A 16,282-nucleotide genomic window follows, 5' to 3' on the forward strand; every position below is an offset into this window, starting at 1 on the left:
CCGCTAAGTCAGCTTGATGTATTAAGTGCAAAGTTAAGCAACTGGACGGTGAAAATGATTGATGAAAATGACCCTTCGGTGCGGGATTCCCACGTGTGGATTTCTACGACCTGGAACGATGCGGTTGGCGTAACTCCGATGACGCGGAGGGAATATGAACGGCATTGGTTGGCCGCCCAATCCAAAGATGTTCAAGAAAAATATGACAAGTTGTTTGACGGGACTTACGAGAAAGTCCGTAAAGGAGAGCGGTTGACCGACGCCGAAGTCGGTGATGTCTGGTACTATGGCTCGCAGGACGGCAATCCTGCTCCGAGCTTCATGAACGGAGGCGGTCTGCCGGTGCTGTCGGATTCGGCCAAAACGGTTCTGGAACAGTTCGATCTGGGCGAAACCTATTTCCACTTGATCAGATTGCAGGCCCCGGCGGGACATGCAACCACGGATGAGCCGTACTACATCCTGAATGTGTGCAATAAATGGTCGATGGGGAACTACTTGGCGTTGGGGCCCGAGGGTGATCTGACGGCTCCATTGAACAATAGATCCGGGAAAAGGTTCACACCAAGGTCGGGGTGGGAGCACAAATTGGTCGTTGCCCCCGAGGCGCTGGGTGGCCCAGACATCTGGATTGATCAAAAAACGCCCAGAATTTTTTCCTCTCGGAACGTCTCGTCTCAGCTTTGAAGGCAGCCGGAGTCGATGACGGTTGGGGTTCAGTCCGCTGCCCTGTTGGGGTTCTGTGACGCAAACGGTGCGTCGGAACAAAAAACCCCGCTGCATCGACAGCGGGGTTTCTCTGTGACAGCAGACTGACCTTAGCCCTTTTTCAGAACCTCACGGCCCAGCAACTCAGCGATCTGCACCGCATTCAGGGCTGCGCCTTTGCGCAGGTTATCGGACACGCACCACAGGTTGATGCCGTTCTCGATTGTCGAATCCTGACGGATGCGGCTGATGAAGGTGGCGAAGTCACCCGCGCATTCGATGGGCGAGACGTAGCCGCCGGGTTCGCGCTTGTCGATCACCATGATGCCCGGTGCCTCGCGCAGGATGTCGCGGGCTTCGTCCTCGTCCAGGAATTCCTCGAACTCGATATTCACGGCCTCGGAATGGCCGACGAACACGGGAACGCGAACGCAGGTGGCTGTGACCTTGATCGATGGATCGACGATCTTCTTGGTCTCGACCACCATCTTCCACTCTTCCTTGGTCGAGCCGTCTTCCATGAAGACGTCGATCTGCGGAATGACGTTGAAGGCGATCTGCTTCTGGAACTTCTTGGGCTCCACTTCGGTCGTGGGGTTATAGACCGCTTTGGTCTGATCCCACAGCTCATCCATGCCCTCTTTGCCCGCGCCCGAGACCGACTGATAGGTCGAGACGACAACGCGCTTGATCTTGGCGCGGTCATGCAGCGGCTTGAGCGCGACAACCATCTGCGCGGTCGAGCAGTTGGGGTTCGCGATGATGTTCTTGTTCTTATAGTCGTGGATCGCCTGCGGGTTACATTCCGGCACGATCAGCGGAATGTCGGGGTCATAGCGATAGAGCGACGAGTTATCGATCACCACACAACCCGCCGCAGCCGCCTTGGACGCGTAAACCTTGGTTGCGTCCGAGCCGATGGCAAACAGCGCCATGTCCCAGCCGGTGAAGTCGAAAGTGTCGATGTCCTGGGTGGTCAGTGTCTTGTCGCCAAAGCTAACTTCTGTACCCAGCGAACGACGGCTTGCCAGCACGGCAAGTTCATCGACGGGGAACTGGCGTTCTGCCAGAATGTTCAGCATTTCGCGGCCCACGTTACCCGTGGCGCCGGCGACAACGACGCGATAGCCCATTTCATGTCTCCAAAGTTAAGGACGCGCGTTCATAGCTGCGTTGCGGCAAAGAAAAAAGGGTTTTCGGGTCAGATTTCGTCTGGTGACACCGATTTGACGCGGCGCATCGCCTCAGGTGTCGGTCAAAAGCCGTTCGTAGAGGGCGACAAGGGTCTTTGCTTCGCCGTTGATGTCGAAATTCTGCTCGACATGGGTACGGGCGGCGCGGCCGGATTGCGCTAGGGAATCGCGGTTTTCCAGCATCCGGGCTGCGGCATCGGCCAAGGCGGGGACATCGCCGGGCTCCACCACATGGCCCAATGACGGGTCAGTAACGATCTCAGAGAACGCACCGACATCGGTGGCCACGACGGGTACGCCGCAGGCCATCGCCTCCAACGGGGTCAGGCCGAAGCCTTCCCACCGCTGGGGTGCGATGAAGAGGTCCAGAACCTGATACCATTCGGCGATCTGGTCGACTGTAACCTCGGGCATGAAGAGGATGCGGTCGGACAGGCCCGCCACCGCGACCTTGTCTTTCAATTCGGACAGAAAGGTGGTGTGTTGTTCCGTGGCGCGGCCCATGACGATGCCATGCACATCGTCAAAGCGGCCACATAGCTCGATCATTGCATCCACAAAGGCGTCAGTACCCTTCTGGTGGCGGATGCGGCCATAGCAGCCCAGCAGCAGCCCATCAGGCAGGCCCAACCGGGCGCGAACGGCCGTTTTATCCTCGGGCGGGGTAAAATCCTGCAGGTTGATGCCATGCATGATCACCTGTGCATCCCGATCCAGATACCCGGCGGTTTTGCGCGAGGTGGCGACCACGGCGTCCATCTTGTCGATAAGCCATTTGGTATAGCCCGTATGCGCCCGCTGCGACGCGCTGGTGAACAGCAGTTTCAGCCGCAACCGCAGGATGTTGCGCAGGAACAGACCCAACAGCATCTCGGTATTGCGACGCGCGTGCCAGACGCGCAGGGTTTTGCGCGACAGAAAGGGCAGGCGTCCAAGCGGGATATGCGGGATATCGGCAGGCAGGCCCGGACCGGTGGCTGCAATGTCGATCCATTGCACCTGCAACGGCACCAGCCGCGCAATCGTTGCCGTCACGCCCGAAAGCCTGCGTTTGAGATTGGGGGCAATGACGCGTGGGTCAGACATGGGCTCTCCTGACGGGTTAGCGTCAGTCGACGCTGTCCCGGCTGAATAGATAGATCACGCAGCCAATGGCAAGCGAGATGGCAAAAAAGCCGAATATCGCTGTGTAGGGTGCAGAGGGGCTGATGTCTACCGTGGCTGCATGGACGCGGCCGGTGACGAATTGGGCAAGGCCGACGCCTCCGATCCCGAACAGGTTCAACAGGGTCACGCCTCGGCCCACCAGGTGTGGAGGGACAAAGGCACGGCCGTGGGCCATGATGACAGGAAAGCTGGCCCCGGTGAACCCGATGACCGAGATTAGAACTACCGACAACCAGACCGCATTGTCGATCCACAGGCACAACAGGGTCAGGGCGACCACGCCCAGCGCGTTACCACCAAAGATCACCCATTTCCGCGTCCCCAATATCCGGTCAAGCGGCCCGTAGGCGAAGGTGCCCGCAATCATCGACGCGCCCATGATCAGAGTGGCGGTTCCGATCTGTGTGGTGCTGAGGGCGAAGATATCACTCAAATAGGGTCCGGCCCAAAGGCCGCGGGTTGCAGCCGATGGCGCATAGGCCACCAACATCAGGGGCAAGATGGCCCAGAGTGCGGGTTGCTTCAGCAGATCCAGAACCGATCCCTTGTGGTCGGTTTCAACGCGTTTGGGATCATGAACTGTGAACAGGATGCCGATGGCGATCACGCCCGAAAACAGGGCCAAAGTGACCATCGTGGCGCGCCAACCCATCAGCTCAACGGCCAGCGCAGTGGGGTAGGAGGCGACCAAATTTCCGACCGACCCAACACCCAGCATCAGGGCGGCCAGCGTGGCGAAACGGGCCGGGGGGTATTCGCGGGCGAAGATAAAGTACGACGCCATCAGGATCGGCGAGCATCCCACTCCGATCAGCCCCATGGCCACGGCGACATGAAAAGGCGTGCTGGCCACGGCAAAGATCAGTGCGCCGCCTGCGCCACCGACCAGCAACAAAACGGTCGAGGTCAGCCGCGGCCCGACCCGATCCAGCGCCCAGCCAACCGGGAGTTGCATGGCGGCAAAGACCAGAAACCAAAGGCCCGAGGCAAAAGCGAGGTCCTCTGGCGTGGCGCCGATATCACGACCCAGATCGACGCTGAGTACGGCCAAAAAGGCACGAAAAAACTGGCTGAGCACATAGCCCAGACACAACACGACCAAACCTGCCTTCATGAAATGCCCCTTTTGCCATCATCTGACCGGACATGCTTGGCACGGGACACCGCTGCGCACAAGCACGTGTGTCTTGACGATTTCGCGGGACTTGGGCCGCATTCGGGCTATGTTAAATCATGATTTGAGACCGAGGTATTCATGAAAGACGCCCAGGCCGCCTTCTATGACAGCCTACCCCTTTTGCGCGATTTTTCACGGCTGACCGATCCCGCGCAGTTCTCGGCGCTGCCTGATGATTGGGTTGTGGGGGTTGCGGACATTGTCGACTCGACGGCTGAGATCGCCAAAGGCCGCTATAAGACGGTGAATATGGTCGGCGCGGCTGTGATTTCGGCCATGATCAACGCCATGAAAGGCGCTGAGTTCCCTTATGTGTTTGGCGGCGACGGGGCCGGATTCGCCGTGCCCGCAAGTGCGATGGATGATGCGCGGCAAGCACTGGCAGACTTGCGCCGCTGGGCCGAGGATGAGTTTGGGATCAAGTTGCGCGCTGCGCTGACGACGGTCGCCGAAATCCGGCAGGCGGGGAAAGAGTTGCGCGTCGCCCGCTATGCCCCGTCCAGCGGGGTGGATTACGCCATGTTCTCGGGCGGCGGGCTGGCCTGGGCCGAGACGCAGATGAAATCCGGGTCCTCTTCCGTCGACCCGTCCGGGCCGGGCGCGCTGCCCGATTTGAACGGCTTGTCCTGTCGATGGTCGAATGTACGGTCGCAGAACGGGCAGATCGTGTCTTTGGTGGTCGAACCCACGGCGCAGGCTACCGAGAGCGATTTTACCGATCTGGCGCAATCGGTGCTGCGTGCCTCGGAAGAGTTGGAACGGGCGGGCCATCCCGTCCCGGTCGGGGGACCGCCAATGCGCTGGCCACCTCCGGGTTTGGATCTGGACGCGCATGTTTCACGGGCTGGGCGGAATGTAGCTGTGCAAAAGCTGCTTCTGTTGGTCCAAAACCTGCTGATCGCGCTTTTGTTCCGGCGCGGCAAGCCGCTGGGAAATTTCGAGCCTGTCCACTATCGCAACATGGTCAGCAGCAACGCGGATTTTCGCAAGTTTGATGACGGGCTGAAAATGACGCTGGATTGCGACCCGGCCACGCTGGCGCAAATTCGCACGATGCTGGAGCAGGCGCGTGGCCAGGGAAAGATCAAATACGGCCTGCATGCGCAGGATGAGGCGATGATGACCTGTTTTGTGCCGTCGGCCACCCGCGACGACCACGTGCACTTCGTGGATGGTGCTTCGGGCGGCTATGCACAGGCGACGGCTGCGATGCAGGGCTGAAGGGTTACTTCGCTTTCCACTTGGCTGAAAGCGCCCGCGCGGCTTGCGTCAGTAGCATCACGTCTATGCCAACCGCCTGAAACTGCGCGCCCATGTCCTGAAATGCCTGAGACGACTCGTCCGTAACTCCCAGAATCCCCGGGGCTTTGCCTGCTGCACGCGTTCGCGCAATCGCATCCGCAATCGCCGCCCGCACCTCGGGCGCGGCACTGTTGCCCTGATAGCCCATGTCGGTGGACAGATCGGCTGGGCCAATAAAGACCCCATCAATACCGTCGACCTTCAGAATATCGTCCAAGGCGGCCAGACCCGCGCGGTTTTCAACCTGAACCAGCAGGCAGATCTGGGCATCTGCGGTGGGAATGTAGTCCGGGATCGTCCCATACATCGTCGCGCGCGAGGCCATGGCGCCGACGCCGCGCACGCCTTCGGGCGGATAGCGGCAGGCACGCACCAGGTCCCTTGCCTGTTCGGCGCTTTCGACCATCGGCACCAGAATTGTTTGCGACCCCGCATCCAGCACCATCTTGATCAATGCGGCATCCCCAACCGGGACACGAACCACAGGATGGGTCGGGCTGGCGGACAGGGCCATCAACTGATCCCGGATAGACCGGATATCGTTGGGCGCGTGCTCGCCATCGATGACTAGCCAGTCGAACCCGGCGCTTCCCATGATCTCGGCGGTGACGGCCTCGGCAAAACTGGTCCAGCAGCCGATCAACCTTTCACCGTTTATTAGAGCCTGTTTGAACGAATTTAACGGTGCGGGCATGATCAATCCTTTAGGTCAGAGAGCGGGCGATTTCGGTGATGACATCGTAGGCCACGCGTACATCATCTTCGGTCGTTTCAAACTGTCCGGCTTGGAACCGGATGGTCAGGTTGCCGTCCACTCGGGTTTGGGTCAGGTAAATACGACCGTCGTCATTGATGGCGTTTACAAGCCGCAGGTTCAGATCGTCCAGATCAACCGCACCGTCCGGGGCATAACGAAAGGTCCATAGCGACCACATCGGTTTCGTGGTGATTTCGAAATCCGGCTCGGTGGCCAGACGGTCATGCAAGTCCACAGACCAGTTTACATGATTGCGCAGTCGGGTGCGCAACCCCTCAAGCCCATAGGCGCGGATCACGAACCAAAGCTTCAGCGCCCGGAATCGCCGCCCCAAAGGCACCGACCATTCCGAATAGTTGATGATCCCGTCCTTGCCGTGGGTTTTCAGAAATTCTGGGCTGATCGCCAAGGTCTGCACCAGATCTTCAGGGTTTTTCAGAAAATGCGCGCAGCAGTCGAATTGGACGCCCAGCCATTTATGCGGGTTGAACACGATGCTATCGGCGCGCTCGACCCCCTGCCAATAGTGGCGGTATTCCGGGCAGATCATCGCCGACCCCGCCCACGCCGCATCTACATGGGTGTAGAGCCCGTATTTGGCGGCGACCTTCAGGCATTCTTCGACCGGGTCGGTACCGCCGACACTGGTGCCGCCAACCGACAGAATGACCCCCGCCGGATGCAAACCGGAGTCTAAATCAGATTGAATCGCCTGTTCCAACGCCACAGGATCCATGCCGCGCCAGTCACCTTTGGTCAGGACGCGCACCAAATTCTGCTGCCCGATCCCTGCGACCCAGATCGCCCGGTCAATCGAGGTATGCACCTCGGCCGAGCAATAAACGCGCAAGGGTTTCTGTGCAAACAGCCCCTGTTGATTGCCCTGCCACGACAGGGCCTTTTCGCGCATGGTCAGCACCGCAGCCAGCGTCGCGGATGAGGCGGAGTCCTGGATCACGCCGGCGAACCCTGTGGGCAGGTCCAGCGCGAGACGCAGCCATTCCATCATCCGCGTTTCCATCTCGGTCGCCGCGGGTGAAGTCTGCCACAGCATGCATTGCGCTGCGATCGCGCTGGTCAGAAACTCGGCCAGCACCGAGGGCGGAGAAGTGTTTGCGTTGAAATATGCGAAAAACCGGGGATGTTGCCAATGTGTGATGCCCGGCATGACGATCTGTTCGAAGTCCTGAAAGATGTCCTCGATAGGCTGCGCTTGCTCGGGCGGAAGTTCTGGCAAGGCATTCAGGATGTCGCCTGGCTCGGTCTGCGCGCGTACTGGCTTATCTTTGACGGTTTGGTGATAGTCCTGCGCCCATCTGGCGGCTTTCTCGCCCCACTCTGCAAAGGAATCCCAATCCATGTCCTGCCCCATGTGATGTACCATCTTCGGGTTTTCGTCGGAAAACCCGCGATGCCAGTGGTGGCTATCGGGCGAAAAAGGTCAATCCAAATCGCCGAAAAAAGGGTTGCGAACTTTTCGTCTAGAGTGGAGTTTGCAAATAAATTCAATCATCTTAATTATTGAGTTTGGTTGCAGTTTTTGGGAATTTCGTTCAAGATTTCATATGTCCAGAGATTTGCCACTGACTTCCCGCTCTTTGCCGATTGCGCTGCTTCGGGCGCGTGAAAGGGTCATGGGGCCGATCCGTCGCATGTTGGCGGATGTCGGCGTGACCGAGCAACAATGGCGTGTGTTGCGTGTTCTCAAGGAAGATGGCCCGCAAGAACCAACCCATATCGCCGAGCGAGCCTGTCTTCTTCTGCCCAGCCTGACCCGCATCCTGCAGAAGCTTGAGGCCAAAGGGCTGATCCTTCGACACGTGCACCCTGTCGACAAACGCCGCCAGATTGTAGAGATCACGGCAGCTGGGGATAAGATCATCCAGGACAATATCAACCTCATCCTGCAAGAGGCCGAAGGCATTCGCATCCAACTTGGCCCCGAGCGCCATGAGGCTTTGCTGGACTTGTTGAACGACCTGCACGATCTGAAATCCTGACCTCAAAAAACGCAGTCCCGCCAGAGGTATGGGGGGCGCCCTCTGGCGGGGTTGGCCAGACCAAGACTGGACTGCGTGTCTGGCCCACAAGCAGATGCCCCGGGACGATCCGGGCGATCGGCTTGTGTTTCGGATAACCTGTCAACCTAGAATAAGGTGTACGTACGGTCCTGAGACCCTTGGGTGAGTAGCCTCTGACCGAGGCGATCCGAAACTAGTCTACCGCAAATGTGTTAGTGCGGTGATCTTGTGTTGCGCGAGACCCGCCCATCCCATAGCGCGGCGCTCAGGCGCATCGTATTGATGTCATGCGTTTATACGCATAATCTAGCCTATCTCGGCGGATTTCCAAGATGTGAAACCGGATTGTGAACCGGGTTGAGTTGACGGCAGTCATCTGCTTGCCCTGCGCGTGGGGTCGCCTAATATGCCCGAAACCAAGCAGACCCGAGACTCATATGGCCGATACTTTGTTTTCCCTGCCCAAGCCGGTTGTTATACCGGTTCAGGGGCTTTCCACCCCCTATCCTGTTGGCCGGATATTCTGCGTTGGGCGCAATTATGCCGCCCATGCCGCAGAGATGGGCCATGAAGTGGATCGTGAGGCACCGTTCTATTTCACCAAATCCGCGGCAAACGCGATCCTGACCGGCGCAACCGTGCCATATCCACCGGGAACTGAGAATTTCCATCATGAGATGGAATTGGCGGTCGCCATTGGTGCGCCCGTGTTTCAAGCGTCGAAATCCCAAGCGACCGAGGCGGTCTATGCCTATGGATGCGCGCTGGATATGACGCGGCGTGACCTGCAAATCCGGGAGCGGAACAAGCAGCGCCCTTGGGATTTGGGCAAGGACCTAGAAAACGGCTCGGTGTTTGCCCCTCTGACCCGCGCCACGGACTGGTCGCCCAGCGATGACAAGCGGATCCATCTTAAAGTCAACGGCGAAACCCGTCAGGATGCCACACTGCATGAGCTGATCTGGAAGATCGACGAGATCATCGGCCATCTTTCCGGTTACTACCATCTGCGCCCAGGTGATTTGATCATGACCGGAACACCGGCAGGGGTAGGACCAGTTCAGGCAGGCGACGTGCTGGAGGGCGGCATTGACGGGCTGCATCCAATCCGCCTAACGCTAACTGAGGCAGAATAGATCTTAAACAGGGTCTTTCAGCCATTCACCGACAAACTCGATCCGCGTCAGACCGGTAAATCTGCGCACTCTGTCCAACTCGGCCTCAAGGCGTCGGGTGCGCGCATCCGTCCAACGCACGCCACGTTCCGGCCACAGCGCGGTGACGCGCAGGACATCCTGATCCCGATGAGCTTTCATATCGATCCGACCCACCATCCTGTCCCCTTCAAGCAGGGGAAAGACGTAATAGCCATATTTGCGTTTGGGGGCAGGCACGAAAACCTCGATCCGATAGTGAAAATCAAACAGTCGCTCAGCCCGGTTGCGATCCCGTAACATTGGATCAAACGGGCTGAGAACCCGCATCCGACCAGGGGCCGGGGGCAGGTTTGTTGGATCGGGCCATTCTGGCCGTGTTATCACTTTGCGCGCGCGCCCGTCGGCGCAAGTGACTTCGATTTCCTCGGCATTGCCTTTGATTAGAGCCTGTTTGACCCATTCCCGAGCCTCAGACGCGCTGACCGTATCCCAGAATGCAGCCAGTTCCCCGGATGTCGCAAAGCCCAATCGGTCCAGCGCGGCGTTGCACAACCAGTCGATGGTCTGCTCTGCGTCACAAGGCAGGTTGCCAGGACAAAGATGGGTTTCGATCACCCGCTCAGTCAGATCATAGCGCTTCTGAAACCCCTGACGGCCCACAACGGCCAGTGCGCCGGACCGCCACAGGAATTCCAGCGCCGTTTTCGAGGGGTGCCAGTCCCACCATCCGCCCGAGCCTTTTTTCTCGTCCTTGCCGACATCCGAGGACGAAACTGGCCCGTGGTTGCGGATATGGGTCAGCACCGATTCAAACTGTTGCTCGAAACCATCCCGCCGCCAGTTCCTCCAGCGCGATTTCAACAGGGCTGCGTCACGTTGAAACCGCAGGTGCCAATGGGGGTAGAACGCCATCGGAATTACGGCGGCGTCATGGGTCCAGTGCTCAAACAGGGCACGATCTTGTTCATACAGCCGACTGAGGTTGCGCGCCCGATAGCTGGGCCTGCGCGAGAACAGGATCATGTCATGGGCGCGTGCGACGGTGTTGATGCTGTCCAGTTGCACAAAGCCCAGACGCTGGATCAACTCCAGCAGGCCCGCACCCTTGGCATTGCCCGAGGGCCGTTCCAGCAATGCGTGCCGATCCATGAACAGCGCCCGCGCTGCGCGGTTGTCCAGCCGTCGCAACGCCACGGCGTCAGCGCCGCTTCAGAGTGTCGCCAAAGCTGATCTTGGGGGTCAGGGTCACACGGGTTTCAACGTCAGCCTCTGGATCAGCCAGTTGCGAGGCGATGATTTCGGCAGCTTTGCGCCCGATCTCAAGCCGGCAGGCATCCATCGTGGCCAGCTTGCGTGGCAGGCCCTGCAACAGTTCGACATTGTTGAACCCGGCCAGCCCGATCTGCCCTGGCACGTCGATGCCCTGATCCAGCAGGTATAGCAACCCGCCCGCGCCGATCATGTCGTTGGAATAGTACAGAAAATCTAGCTCGGGTGAGCGTTCCAGCATTGTTTGCGTCATCTCGCGGCCCTTGGCCAGAGCCGAACCACCTGAATAGAACTCGCGGTCTTCAATCTCGATTCCGTTCTTGCCCAGCACTTCAGTGAAGCCTTCGAACCGTTTGCGGGCGCGGTGGTCCAGCGGCATCTTGGTGCCCATAAATCCGATATGTTCATACCCCGCCTTCAGGATCGCCTGCGCCATCTCGCGCCCTGCACGCCGATGGGAAATACCCACCATCGCATCTACGGGCTTACCGTCGGTATCCATGATTTCAACAACCGGAATCCCCGCAGAATCCAACATCGCGCGGGCTGCCTCTGTATGTTCCAGCCCTGCAATGATCACGCCCGAAGGTCGCCACGAGAGCATCTCGTACAGTACTTTTTCTTCTTTCTCGGGCAGATAATCCGTGACGCCGACAACAGGCTGCAACTCGGTATCTTCCAGCACCTGGTTGATCCCTGTCAGCACCTCGGGGAAGACCATGTTCGACAGCGAGGGGATGATCACTGCCACCAGATTCACCCGGCTAGAGGCCAGCGCGCCCGCGATTTTGTTGGGCACGTACCCCAACTCTTTCGCCGCAGCCAGAACGCGGGTGCGGGTTGCATCGGACACATCGCCCCGGTTGCGCAGAACCCGGCTGACCGTCATCTCTGACACCCCCGACGCTTCTGAGACATCACGAAGGGTAAGCGGGCGTTTTGTTTCTGTTGTCACGAGGGCACCTGCGTCGTTGTTTTGAAGAATGGTAGCGTGAACAGGGCGCAATTTTCAACTGCCCATCAAAGCCCATGACAACCCCGAAAAACCAAGCTAGAGAGAGGCTTGCGCGGCCCCGTGGCTCAACTGGATAGAGCAGCCCCCTCCTAAGGGGCAGGTTGCAGGTTCGAATCCTGCCGGGGTCGCCAGCCAGTATTATGAACGAACATACCTCTCGCTTTGGATGATTTCGCGTGATGAGCGAGCATTGAAAAACCTTCGGAGACTGCAGTGTAACCGGACTTAGCGGCCGAGATTGCCAGGCATGATTTGGAGGCCAGCTGCTTTTTTGGCGAGCCAGTTCATGCGTCTTTCGATCAAGATGGCTCCACACCAGAAATTGTCGCCCAACTAGGCTAAAGGCCGGTCTTTTTGCCAACAATTGAACCGAACTGCCAAATTGGACCTGATCAGAAATCGACAGCACTGAATGGTTACAAAGCGTTTAGACAAAATCGCGATAACTTGTCCGCAAAAGGCACATTTACGCCCCAGGCCACACGTCAAGACGACGATGTCCCTCCTTAGCACTGTTCCCAACTACCAACGGGAATGGAGTGCGGCTAATGCAATTTCTGAGTTTGAGGCTCTGCAAATGGAAGAGACGGTTTGCAGGTTATGTGATGGGGCTTTCTGTCCTGTTATGCGTGCTTGCAGTGCCTGGCGCCGGATACTCGGAACAACCTTTGGTGGTTGGCAGTGATCGAGGCGGTTTCTTGCATGATCGTTTGGTCGAATTGGAGAACCTTCAAAGAAATGGCATACGTGTCGAGCTGCGCGGGCGGATCTGTTATTCGACCTGTACGATGTTTCTTGGCCTGCCAGGGACATGTGTAACACCGGACACAATATTTGGATTTCATGGTCCGTCGCGTCATGGCCGGCCGCTCAGTGCCTCAGATTTTCAGTATTTCAGCGAAGTGATGGCGGAGTTCTACCCCGAGCCCATCAAGACTTGGTTCATGGAAACAGGACGAAACCGAATTCGCGGCGTACACAAAATCAAGGGTGCAGAGCTTATTCGATTGGGTGTTTTTGCTTGCCGCACGGCGTAGCGTCGCGCTTGTCTTCAAACCTCTAGATAGGTATGAGTGTATTGTATGAGCACAATCATAGCGTGTGCTTTGACGGGTAGCCTTGCATAGGAAATTAGTCTGGTTGATTTCGGGACTCCTTCATCGAATTCATGGCGGCAAAGCGCGCAGAGCTCTTGCGCCGACAAAGCCGATCTGCGTCATAGGGGATGTCCATGGCTGCATCGGGCTTTTGGAAAAGCTCTTGTCCCAAGTACCGCATGACGCCCAGATCATTCTGGTTGGAGATTACATTGACCGAGGCGAACACAGCTCGGAGGTTTTGCGGATGATGCAAGCTTGCCCTGAATTTATGTGTTTGACGGGAAATCATGAGCAAATGCTACTGCGTTTCCTGGCCGATCCGAAGAAACACGGTCGTCAGTGGCTACGAAATGGGGGCTTGCAGACACTGGCGTCGTTTCGCATCCCAGCCGCTCGGCCAGAAATGACTTCCGAGGAACTGACCAAGTGTCGGGATAGTTTGCGGCGCGCTATGGGTGATGAACTTGTTGGCTGGATCGCAGATTTGAAGACCAGTTTCCATAGTGGGAATATCTTTGTCTCGCATGCTGGGGCAGGCCCCACACGTCGGCTTGACCAGCAATCTGAGCACGACCTGCTTTGGGGCAACAAACATTTTCAGACCAAAGACAGGAAAGACGGTCAGTGGGTTGTCCATGGCCATACAATCGTGAGTCGCGCTGCGGTTCGGGGCGGCCGAATTGCTGTCGACACGGGCGCGTTCGCGACCGGCGTGCTCAGCGCAGTCTATCTGGACGGTTCTGAGCCAGAGTTTCTGACGGCGCTTGGTTAGTATTGGTTGTTTTTGCAACACTGAAAAAACAATCTAAGGCAGAATACATCGAAACATTGTTTCGCGAAAAGAGAGTGAATTAGACCTGAGATAACTAGGTATTTCGAGCGTTTCATGTGCACCCTTCGGATCCCATTTTACGGCGTTCTGCAGATTGGACGTCGGCTGTACCCTTCAGGAGATGACTTGGGCCTCATGGCATTGCGGGGTGGTGGCAACACGGGCTTACAAATCAGGCCCGCGGTGACAGCGGAGTGTTGGGCAGATTGAAAGTTGCCATCGTACATTATTGGCTAGTTGGAATGCGCGGCGGTGAAAAAGTCTTGGAGGCGCTGCTGGATCTATTTCCGGGCGCAGTGATTGTGACTCATGTCTATGACCGCGAAAAGGTCAGCGCCAAGGTCAGAAAACACGAGGTGCGAGAGACCTTTATCGGGCGCTTGCCCGGTGCGCGAAAGCACTATCAGAAATACCTGCCCCTTATGCCCCTGGCGCTTGAACAGATGGACATGCAGGAATTTGATCTGATTCTGTCCAGCGAATCCGGTCCGGCAAAGGGGATCGTGCCGCGCCCCGATGCGTTGCATGTCTGCTATTGTCATTCACCGATGCGCTATATTTGGGATCACTATCACAGCTATCGGCAACAGGCGGGGGGTGTTGCGCGGATGGCGATGCCCTTCCTAGCGCATAGGCTGCGCGTTTGGGATGTCACGACTGCTGCTCGCGTGGATCGTTTCGTGGCCAATTCGTCCTTCATTCGTGACCGAATCCAAACCTATTATCGGCGCGAAGCAGAGGTTATTTTTCCTCCGGTCGAGACGCAGGCGTTTCAGATATCGAACCATGTTGAAAACCACTACCTGCTTGCAGGTGAGATGGTTTCTTACAAACGGGCCGATCTGGCGATTGATGCGTTCAACGCGTCTGGCCGTAAACTGGTGGTTGTTGGTGATGGTGAGATGCGCGGCGTGTTGGAAAAGAAATCCTGCCCCAATATCACTTTTCTTGGCCGGGTTGATAATGCCGAGCTAAAGCGTCAATTCGCCACCTGTCGCGCGCTGATTTTCCCCGGTGAGGAGGACTTTGGCATAGTTCCGGTCGAAGTGATGGCCAGCGGACGACCGGTGATCGCATATGGGCGCGGTGGGGCATTGGACACCGTCATCGAGGGTGTCAGCGGTGTTTTATTTCATGAACAGACCGCCGAAGCCCTAAACCTGGCCATCGACCGGTTCGAGAAGAACCCGGATTTGGTGAAGGATCCAGCGACGATCAGGGCGTTGGCGGATACATTCGATGTTGAGGTCTTCAAGCAAAAGATATGGGCACTAATCGCTGACGCGCGGGCAAACGCCTGACGCGGACGCAACGCACGCAGGACTTGTAGGTCATTAAGCGGTTTTTCCTAACTTGCCGCTGATTGACACACAGACAGCGAGTCCTGACCCATGACCACCAATCCTTTCGTAAACCGAGTATCCAGCCTGTCCGGTCCTGCCCGAGATATTGCACCCGTGACGCCTTCGGATACTGCGGACCTGCCCGATGTGGCGATCGGGCTATACGTTGAATCGGGCGGGACGATTGTGTTGACGACTGTTCGCAGGGAAATCCGCACGGTGCAGGTTCTGGACTTTTCGATCCTGCCAGTGGGCGTCAGCCGTGTGCATGCCACGGGCACAACGGCCAGTGGAATCCATGCAATGGTGCTGGCATGAAGCTGACCCGCGACCTTTCTGTTACGTCGCACCCCGCGCGCCGGGTATCTGGCCCAGCCCTGTCACTTGATTTCGAGCGGCAGGAGTACCGGCGGTTCGGGCGCCCCATCGCGTTGAGCGAGGCGATGACCTTCGCGCGTGCCTCTTCGGCCCGGCAGGCCGGGGCCTCGGGCATGATCGAGACGGTGGGCAATGGCGTATTGCGGCGAGATCATGTGGTCGGAACCGGAGCGTTCCGGGGGGCCTTGTTCGAAGGTCAGGCCACCAATCTGCTGCACTATTCAGATGACTTTACCCAATCCTACTGGAACGGATATGCGCGTAAGCCCAGTTTCGTCGGCGGGCAGCTTGCGCCGGACGGGACGGCTTCGGCCCTGACATGGAATTGCGCGGATACCACGGGCGGCCCGGACCTGAACCGAGGCGGGGTACTTATCCCCTATCTTGGGGCGTCGGGCATGGCGACGGTCAGTATCTGGTTGCGTGCCAGCGTACCTTTGACCATGCGGTTCGGGCAGTCGGACAAGACATCAAAAACGATTAACGTCACGACCCAATGGCAACGGTTCAGTCACACGGATCTGTTGCCCAACAATCAGAACCGGATCTTTATCCTGTATGAGGCCATCAACAGCGATATTGACCTCTTTATCTGGGGCGCGCAGGCAGAAACCGGCAACACACTGACAAGCAATATCGCCACAAACGGGGCCGAGGTCACGCGCGCAGCCGATCAAGCTGGGTTGACCGGTTTGACCGGAGCGTTTGAGGTCACTGTCACATACGAGGATGACAGTCAGGACGTGATGTCCAATCAGACCGTCACCGACGGCTGGTGGCCCGTGCTGTCGCAGCCCAGAGTCAAGTCCATCGTGCTGAGCTGATGGGGCCTGCATCCACCTGAAATGCCGTGGATCTGTGTT

At 57.8% G+C, this 16,282-nt stretch carries 16 protein-coding genes and 1 tRNA gene; 10 read left to right on the forward strand and 7 right to left on the reverse strand.

The features are described from left to right. The first annotated feature begins 54 nt into the window (after positions 1-54). Positions 55-687, forward strand: a complete 633-nt coding sequence (locus ACR3E7_RS14295; protein ID WP_480504259.1) for a hypothetical protein — start codon at positions 55-57, stop codon at positions 685-687. A gap of 131 nt (positions 688-818) precedes the next feature. Here ACR3E7_RS14295 and ACR3E7_RS14300 read toward each other — a convergent pair whose 3' ends face one another. The 3 genes from ACR3E7_RS14300 to ACR3E7_RS14310 all read right to left on the reverse strand — a co-directional run bounded on the left by ACR3E7_RS14300 (position 819) and on the right by ACR3E7_RS14310 (position 4,182). Next, positions 819-1,841 (reverse strand): aspartate-semialdehyde dehydrogenase, encoded by a 1,023-nt coding sequence (locus ACR3E7_RS14300; RefSeq protein WP_480504258.1) that lies wholly within the window; start codon positions 1,839-1,841, stop codon positions 819-821. A gap of 111 nt (positions 1,842-1,952) precedes the next feature. Then, positions 1,953-2,987: a glycosyltransferase family 4 protein gene (locus ACR3E7_RS14305; protein WP_480504257.1), complete on the reverse strand. Its 1,035-nt coding sequence runs from the start codon at positions 2,985-2,987 to the stop codon at positions 1,953-1,955. A 22-nt stretch (positions 2,988-3,009) separates the two neighbouring features. Then, positions 3,010-4,182 (reverse strand): MFS transporter, encoded by a 1,173-nt coding sequence (locus tag ACR3E7_RS14310; RefSeq protein ID WP_170790163.1) that lies wholly within the window; start codon positions 4,180-4,182, stop codon positions 3,010-3,012. 141 nt (positions 4,183-4,323) lie between these two features. Here ACR3E7_RS14310 and ACR3E7_RS14315 point away from each other — a divergent pair, with 141 nt between their 5' ends. Beyond that, positions 4,324-5,466, forward strand: coding sequence for a DUF3095 domain-containing protein (locus tag ACR3E7_RS14315; RefSeq protein WP_480504256.1), 1,143 nt, complete (start codon positions 4,324-4,326; stop codon positions 5,464-5,466). Positions 5,467-5,470: 4 nt separating this feature from the next. Here ACR3E7_RS14315 and ACR3E7_RS14320 read toward each other — a convergent pair whose 3' ends face one another. Both ACR3E7_RS14320 and ACR3E7_RS14325 read right to left on the reverse strand, forming a co-directional pair. After that, complete coding sequence (locus tag ACR3E7_RS14320) at positions 5,471-6,241, reverse strand: HpcH/HpaI aldolase family protein (RefSeq protein WP_170786270.1); 771 nt, start codon at positions 6,239-6,241, stop codon at positions 5,471-5,473. Positions 6,242-6,251: 10 nt separating this feature from the next. Further along, positions 6,252-7,664, reverse strand: coding sequence for a pyridoxal phosphate-dependent decarboxylase family protein (locus ACR3E7_RS14325; protein ID WP_480504272.1), 1,413 nt, complete (start codon positions 7,662-7,664; stop codon positions 6,252-6,254). A gap of 205 nt (positions 7,665-7,869) precedes the next feature. Here ACR3E7_RS14325 and hpaR point away from each other — a divergent pair, with 205 nt between their 5' ends. Together hpaR and ACR3E7_RS14335 are read left to right on the forward strand one after the other, a co-directional pair. Further along, the gene (hpaR, locus tag ACR3E7_RS14330; RefSeq protein ID WP_480504255.1) at positions 7,870-8,304 is read left to right on the forward strand and encodes a homoprotocatechuate degradation operon regulator HpaR; all 435 of its coding nucleotides are present in this window, start codon (positions 7,870-7,872) and stop codon (positions 8,302-8,304) included. Between the two features lie 458 nt (positions 8,305-8,762). Next, entirely contained in the window at positions 8,763-9,461 is a 699-nt protein-coding gene (locus tag ACR3E7_RS14335; RefSeq protein WP_480504254.1) for a fumarylacetoacetate hydrolase family protein, read from the forward strand. A 3-nt stretch (positions 9,462-9,464) separates the two neighbouring features. On the opposite strand, the gene ACR3E7_RS14340 is transcribed toward ACR3E7_RS14335, so the two are convergent. Beyond that, positions 9,465-10,676, reverse strand: a complete 1,212-nt coding sequence (locus ACR3E7_RS14340; protein ID WP_480504253.1) for a winged helix-turn-helix domain-containing protein — start codon at positions 10,674-10,676, stop codon at positions 9,465-9,467. Positions 10,677-10,680: 4 nt separating this feature from the next. Then, the gene (locus ACR3E7_RS14345) at positions 10,681-11,706 is read right to left on the reverse strand and encodes a LacI family DNA-binding transcriptional regulator (RefSeq protein WP_170790159.1); all 1,026 of its coding nucleotides are present in this window, start codon (positions 11,704-11,706) and stop codon (positions 10,681-10,683) included. Positions 11,707-11,820: 114 nt separating this feature from the next. Between ACR3E7_RS14345 and ACR3E7_RS14350 the strand changes: the two genes are divergently transcribed. The 6 genes from ACR3E7_RS14350 to ACR3E7_RS14375 all read left to right on the forward strand — a co-directional run bounded on the left by ACR3E7_RS14350 (position 11,821) and on the right by ACR3E7_RS14375 (position 16,243). Further along, positions 11,821-11,897, forward strand: a tRNA-Arg gene (locus ACR3E7_RS14350). 417 nt (positions 11,898-12,314) lie between these two features. Continuing rightward, positions 12,315-12,803: a hypothetical protein gene (locus ACR3E7_RS14355; RefSeq protein WP_480504252.1), complete on the forward strand. Its 489-nt coding sequence runs from the start codon at positions 12,315-12,317 to the stop codon at positions 12,801-12,803. 103 nt (positions 12,804-12,906) lie between these two features. Next, positions 12,907-13,638 carry a metallophosphoesterase gene (locus tag ACR3E7_RS14360; RefSeq protein WP_480719418.1) on the forward strand — a complete coding sequence of 244 codons (732 nt, stop codon included), beginning with the start codon at positions 12,907-12,909 and terminating at the stop codon, positions 13,636-13,638. Between the two features lie 266 nt (positions 13,639-13,904). Next, complete coding sequence (locus ACR3E7_RS14365; protein WP_480504250.1) at positions 13,905-14,999, forward strand: glycosyltransferase; 1,095 nt, start codon at positions 13,905-13,907, stop codon at positions 14,997-14,999. Between the two features lie 90 nt (positions 15,000-15,089). Beyond that, positions 15,090-15,359, forward strand: a complete 270-nt coding sequence (locus ACR3E7_RS14370) for a spike base protein, RCAP_Rcc01079 family (RefSeq protein ID WP_480504249.1) — start codon at positions 15,090-15,092, stop codon at positions 15,357-15,359. Continuing rightward, positions 15,356-16,243, forward strand: a complete 888-nt coding sequence (locus ACR3E7_RS14375; RefSeq protein WP_480504248.1) for a phage head spike fiber domain-containing protein — start codon at positions 15,356-15,358, stop codon at positions 16,241-16,243. Before ACR3E7_RS14370 ends, ACR3E7_RS14375 begins: the two co-directional genes overlap by 4 nt. Positions 16,244-16,282 lie beyond the last annotated feature (39 nt).

The sequence above is a fragment of the Ruegeria sp. BK1 genome (assembly GCF_056535645.1).

Excerpts from the sequence above, each read along its gene's own strand:
- ACR3E7_RS14310 (WP_170790163.1), bottom strand. The coding sequence starts at position 4,182 with ATGAAGGCAGGTTTGGTCGTGTTGTGTCTGGGCTATGTGCTCAGCCAG.
- ACR3E7_RS14320 (WP_170786270.1), bottom strand. The coding sequence starts at position 6,241 with ATGCCCGCACCGTTAAATTCGTTCAAACAGGCTCTAATAAACGGTGAA.
- ACR3E7_RS14370 (WP_480504249.1), top strand. The coding sequence starts at position 15,090 with ATGACCACCAATCCTTTCGTAAACCGAGTATCCAGCCTGTCCGGTCCT.
- ACR3E7_RS14325 (WP_480504272.1), bottom strand. The coding sequence starts at position 7,664 with ATGGATTGGGATTCCTTTGCAGAGTGGGGCGAGAAAGCCGCCAGATGG.
- ACR3E7_RS14300 (WP_480504258.1), bottom strand. The coding sequence starts at position 1,841 with ATGGGCTATCGCGTCGTTGTCGCCGGCGCCACGGGTAACGTGGGCCGC.
- ACR3E7_RS14315 (WP_480504256.1), top strand. The coding sequence starts at position 4,324 with ATGAAAGACGCCCAGGCCGCCTTCTATGACAGCCTACCCCTTTTGCGC.
- ACR3E7_RS14335 (WP_480504254.1), top strand. The coding sequence starts at position 8,763 with ATGGCCGATACTTTGTTTTCCCTGCCCAAGCCGGTTGTTATACCGGTT.
- ACR3E7_RS14375 (WP_480504248.1), top strand. The coding sequence starts at position 15,356 with ATGAAGCTGACCCGCGACCTTTCTGTTACGTCGCACCCCGCGCGCCGG.
- ACR3E7_RS14305 (WP_480504257.1), bottom strand. The coding sequence starts at position 2,987 with ATGTCTGACCCACGCGTCATTGCCCCCAATCTCAAACGCAGGCTTTCG.
- ACR3E7_RS14355 (WP_480504252.1), top strand. The coding sequence starts at position 12,315 with ATGCAATTTCTGAGTTTGAGGCTCTGCAAATGGAAGAGACGGTTTGCA.
- hpaR (WP_480504255.1), top strand. The coding sequence starts at position 7,870 with ATGTCCAGAGATTTGCCACTGACTTCCCGCTCTTTGCCGATTGCGCTG.
- ACR3E7_RS14295 (WP_480504259.1), top strand. The coding sequence starts at position 55 with ATGATTGATGAAAATGACCCTTCGGTGCGGGATTCCCACGTGTGGATT.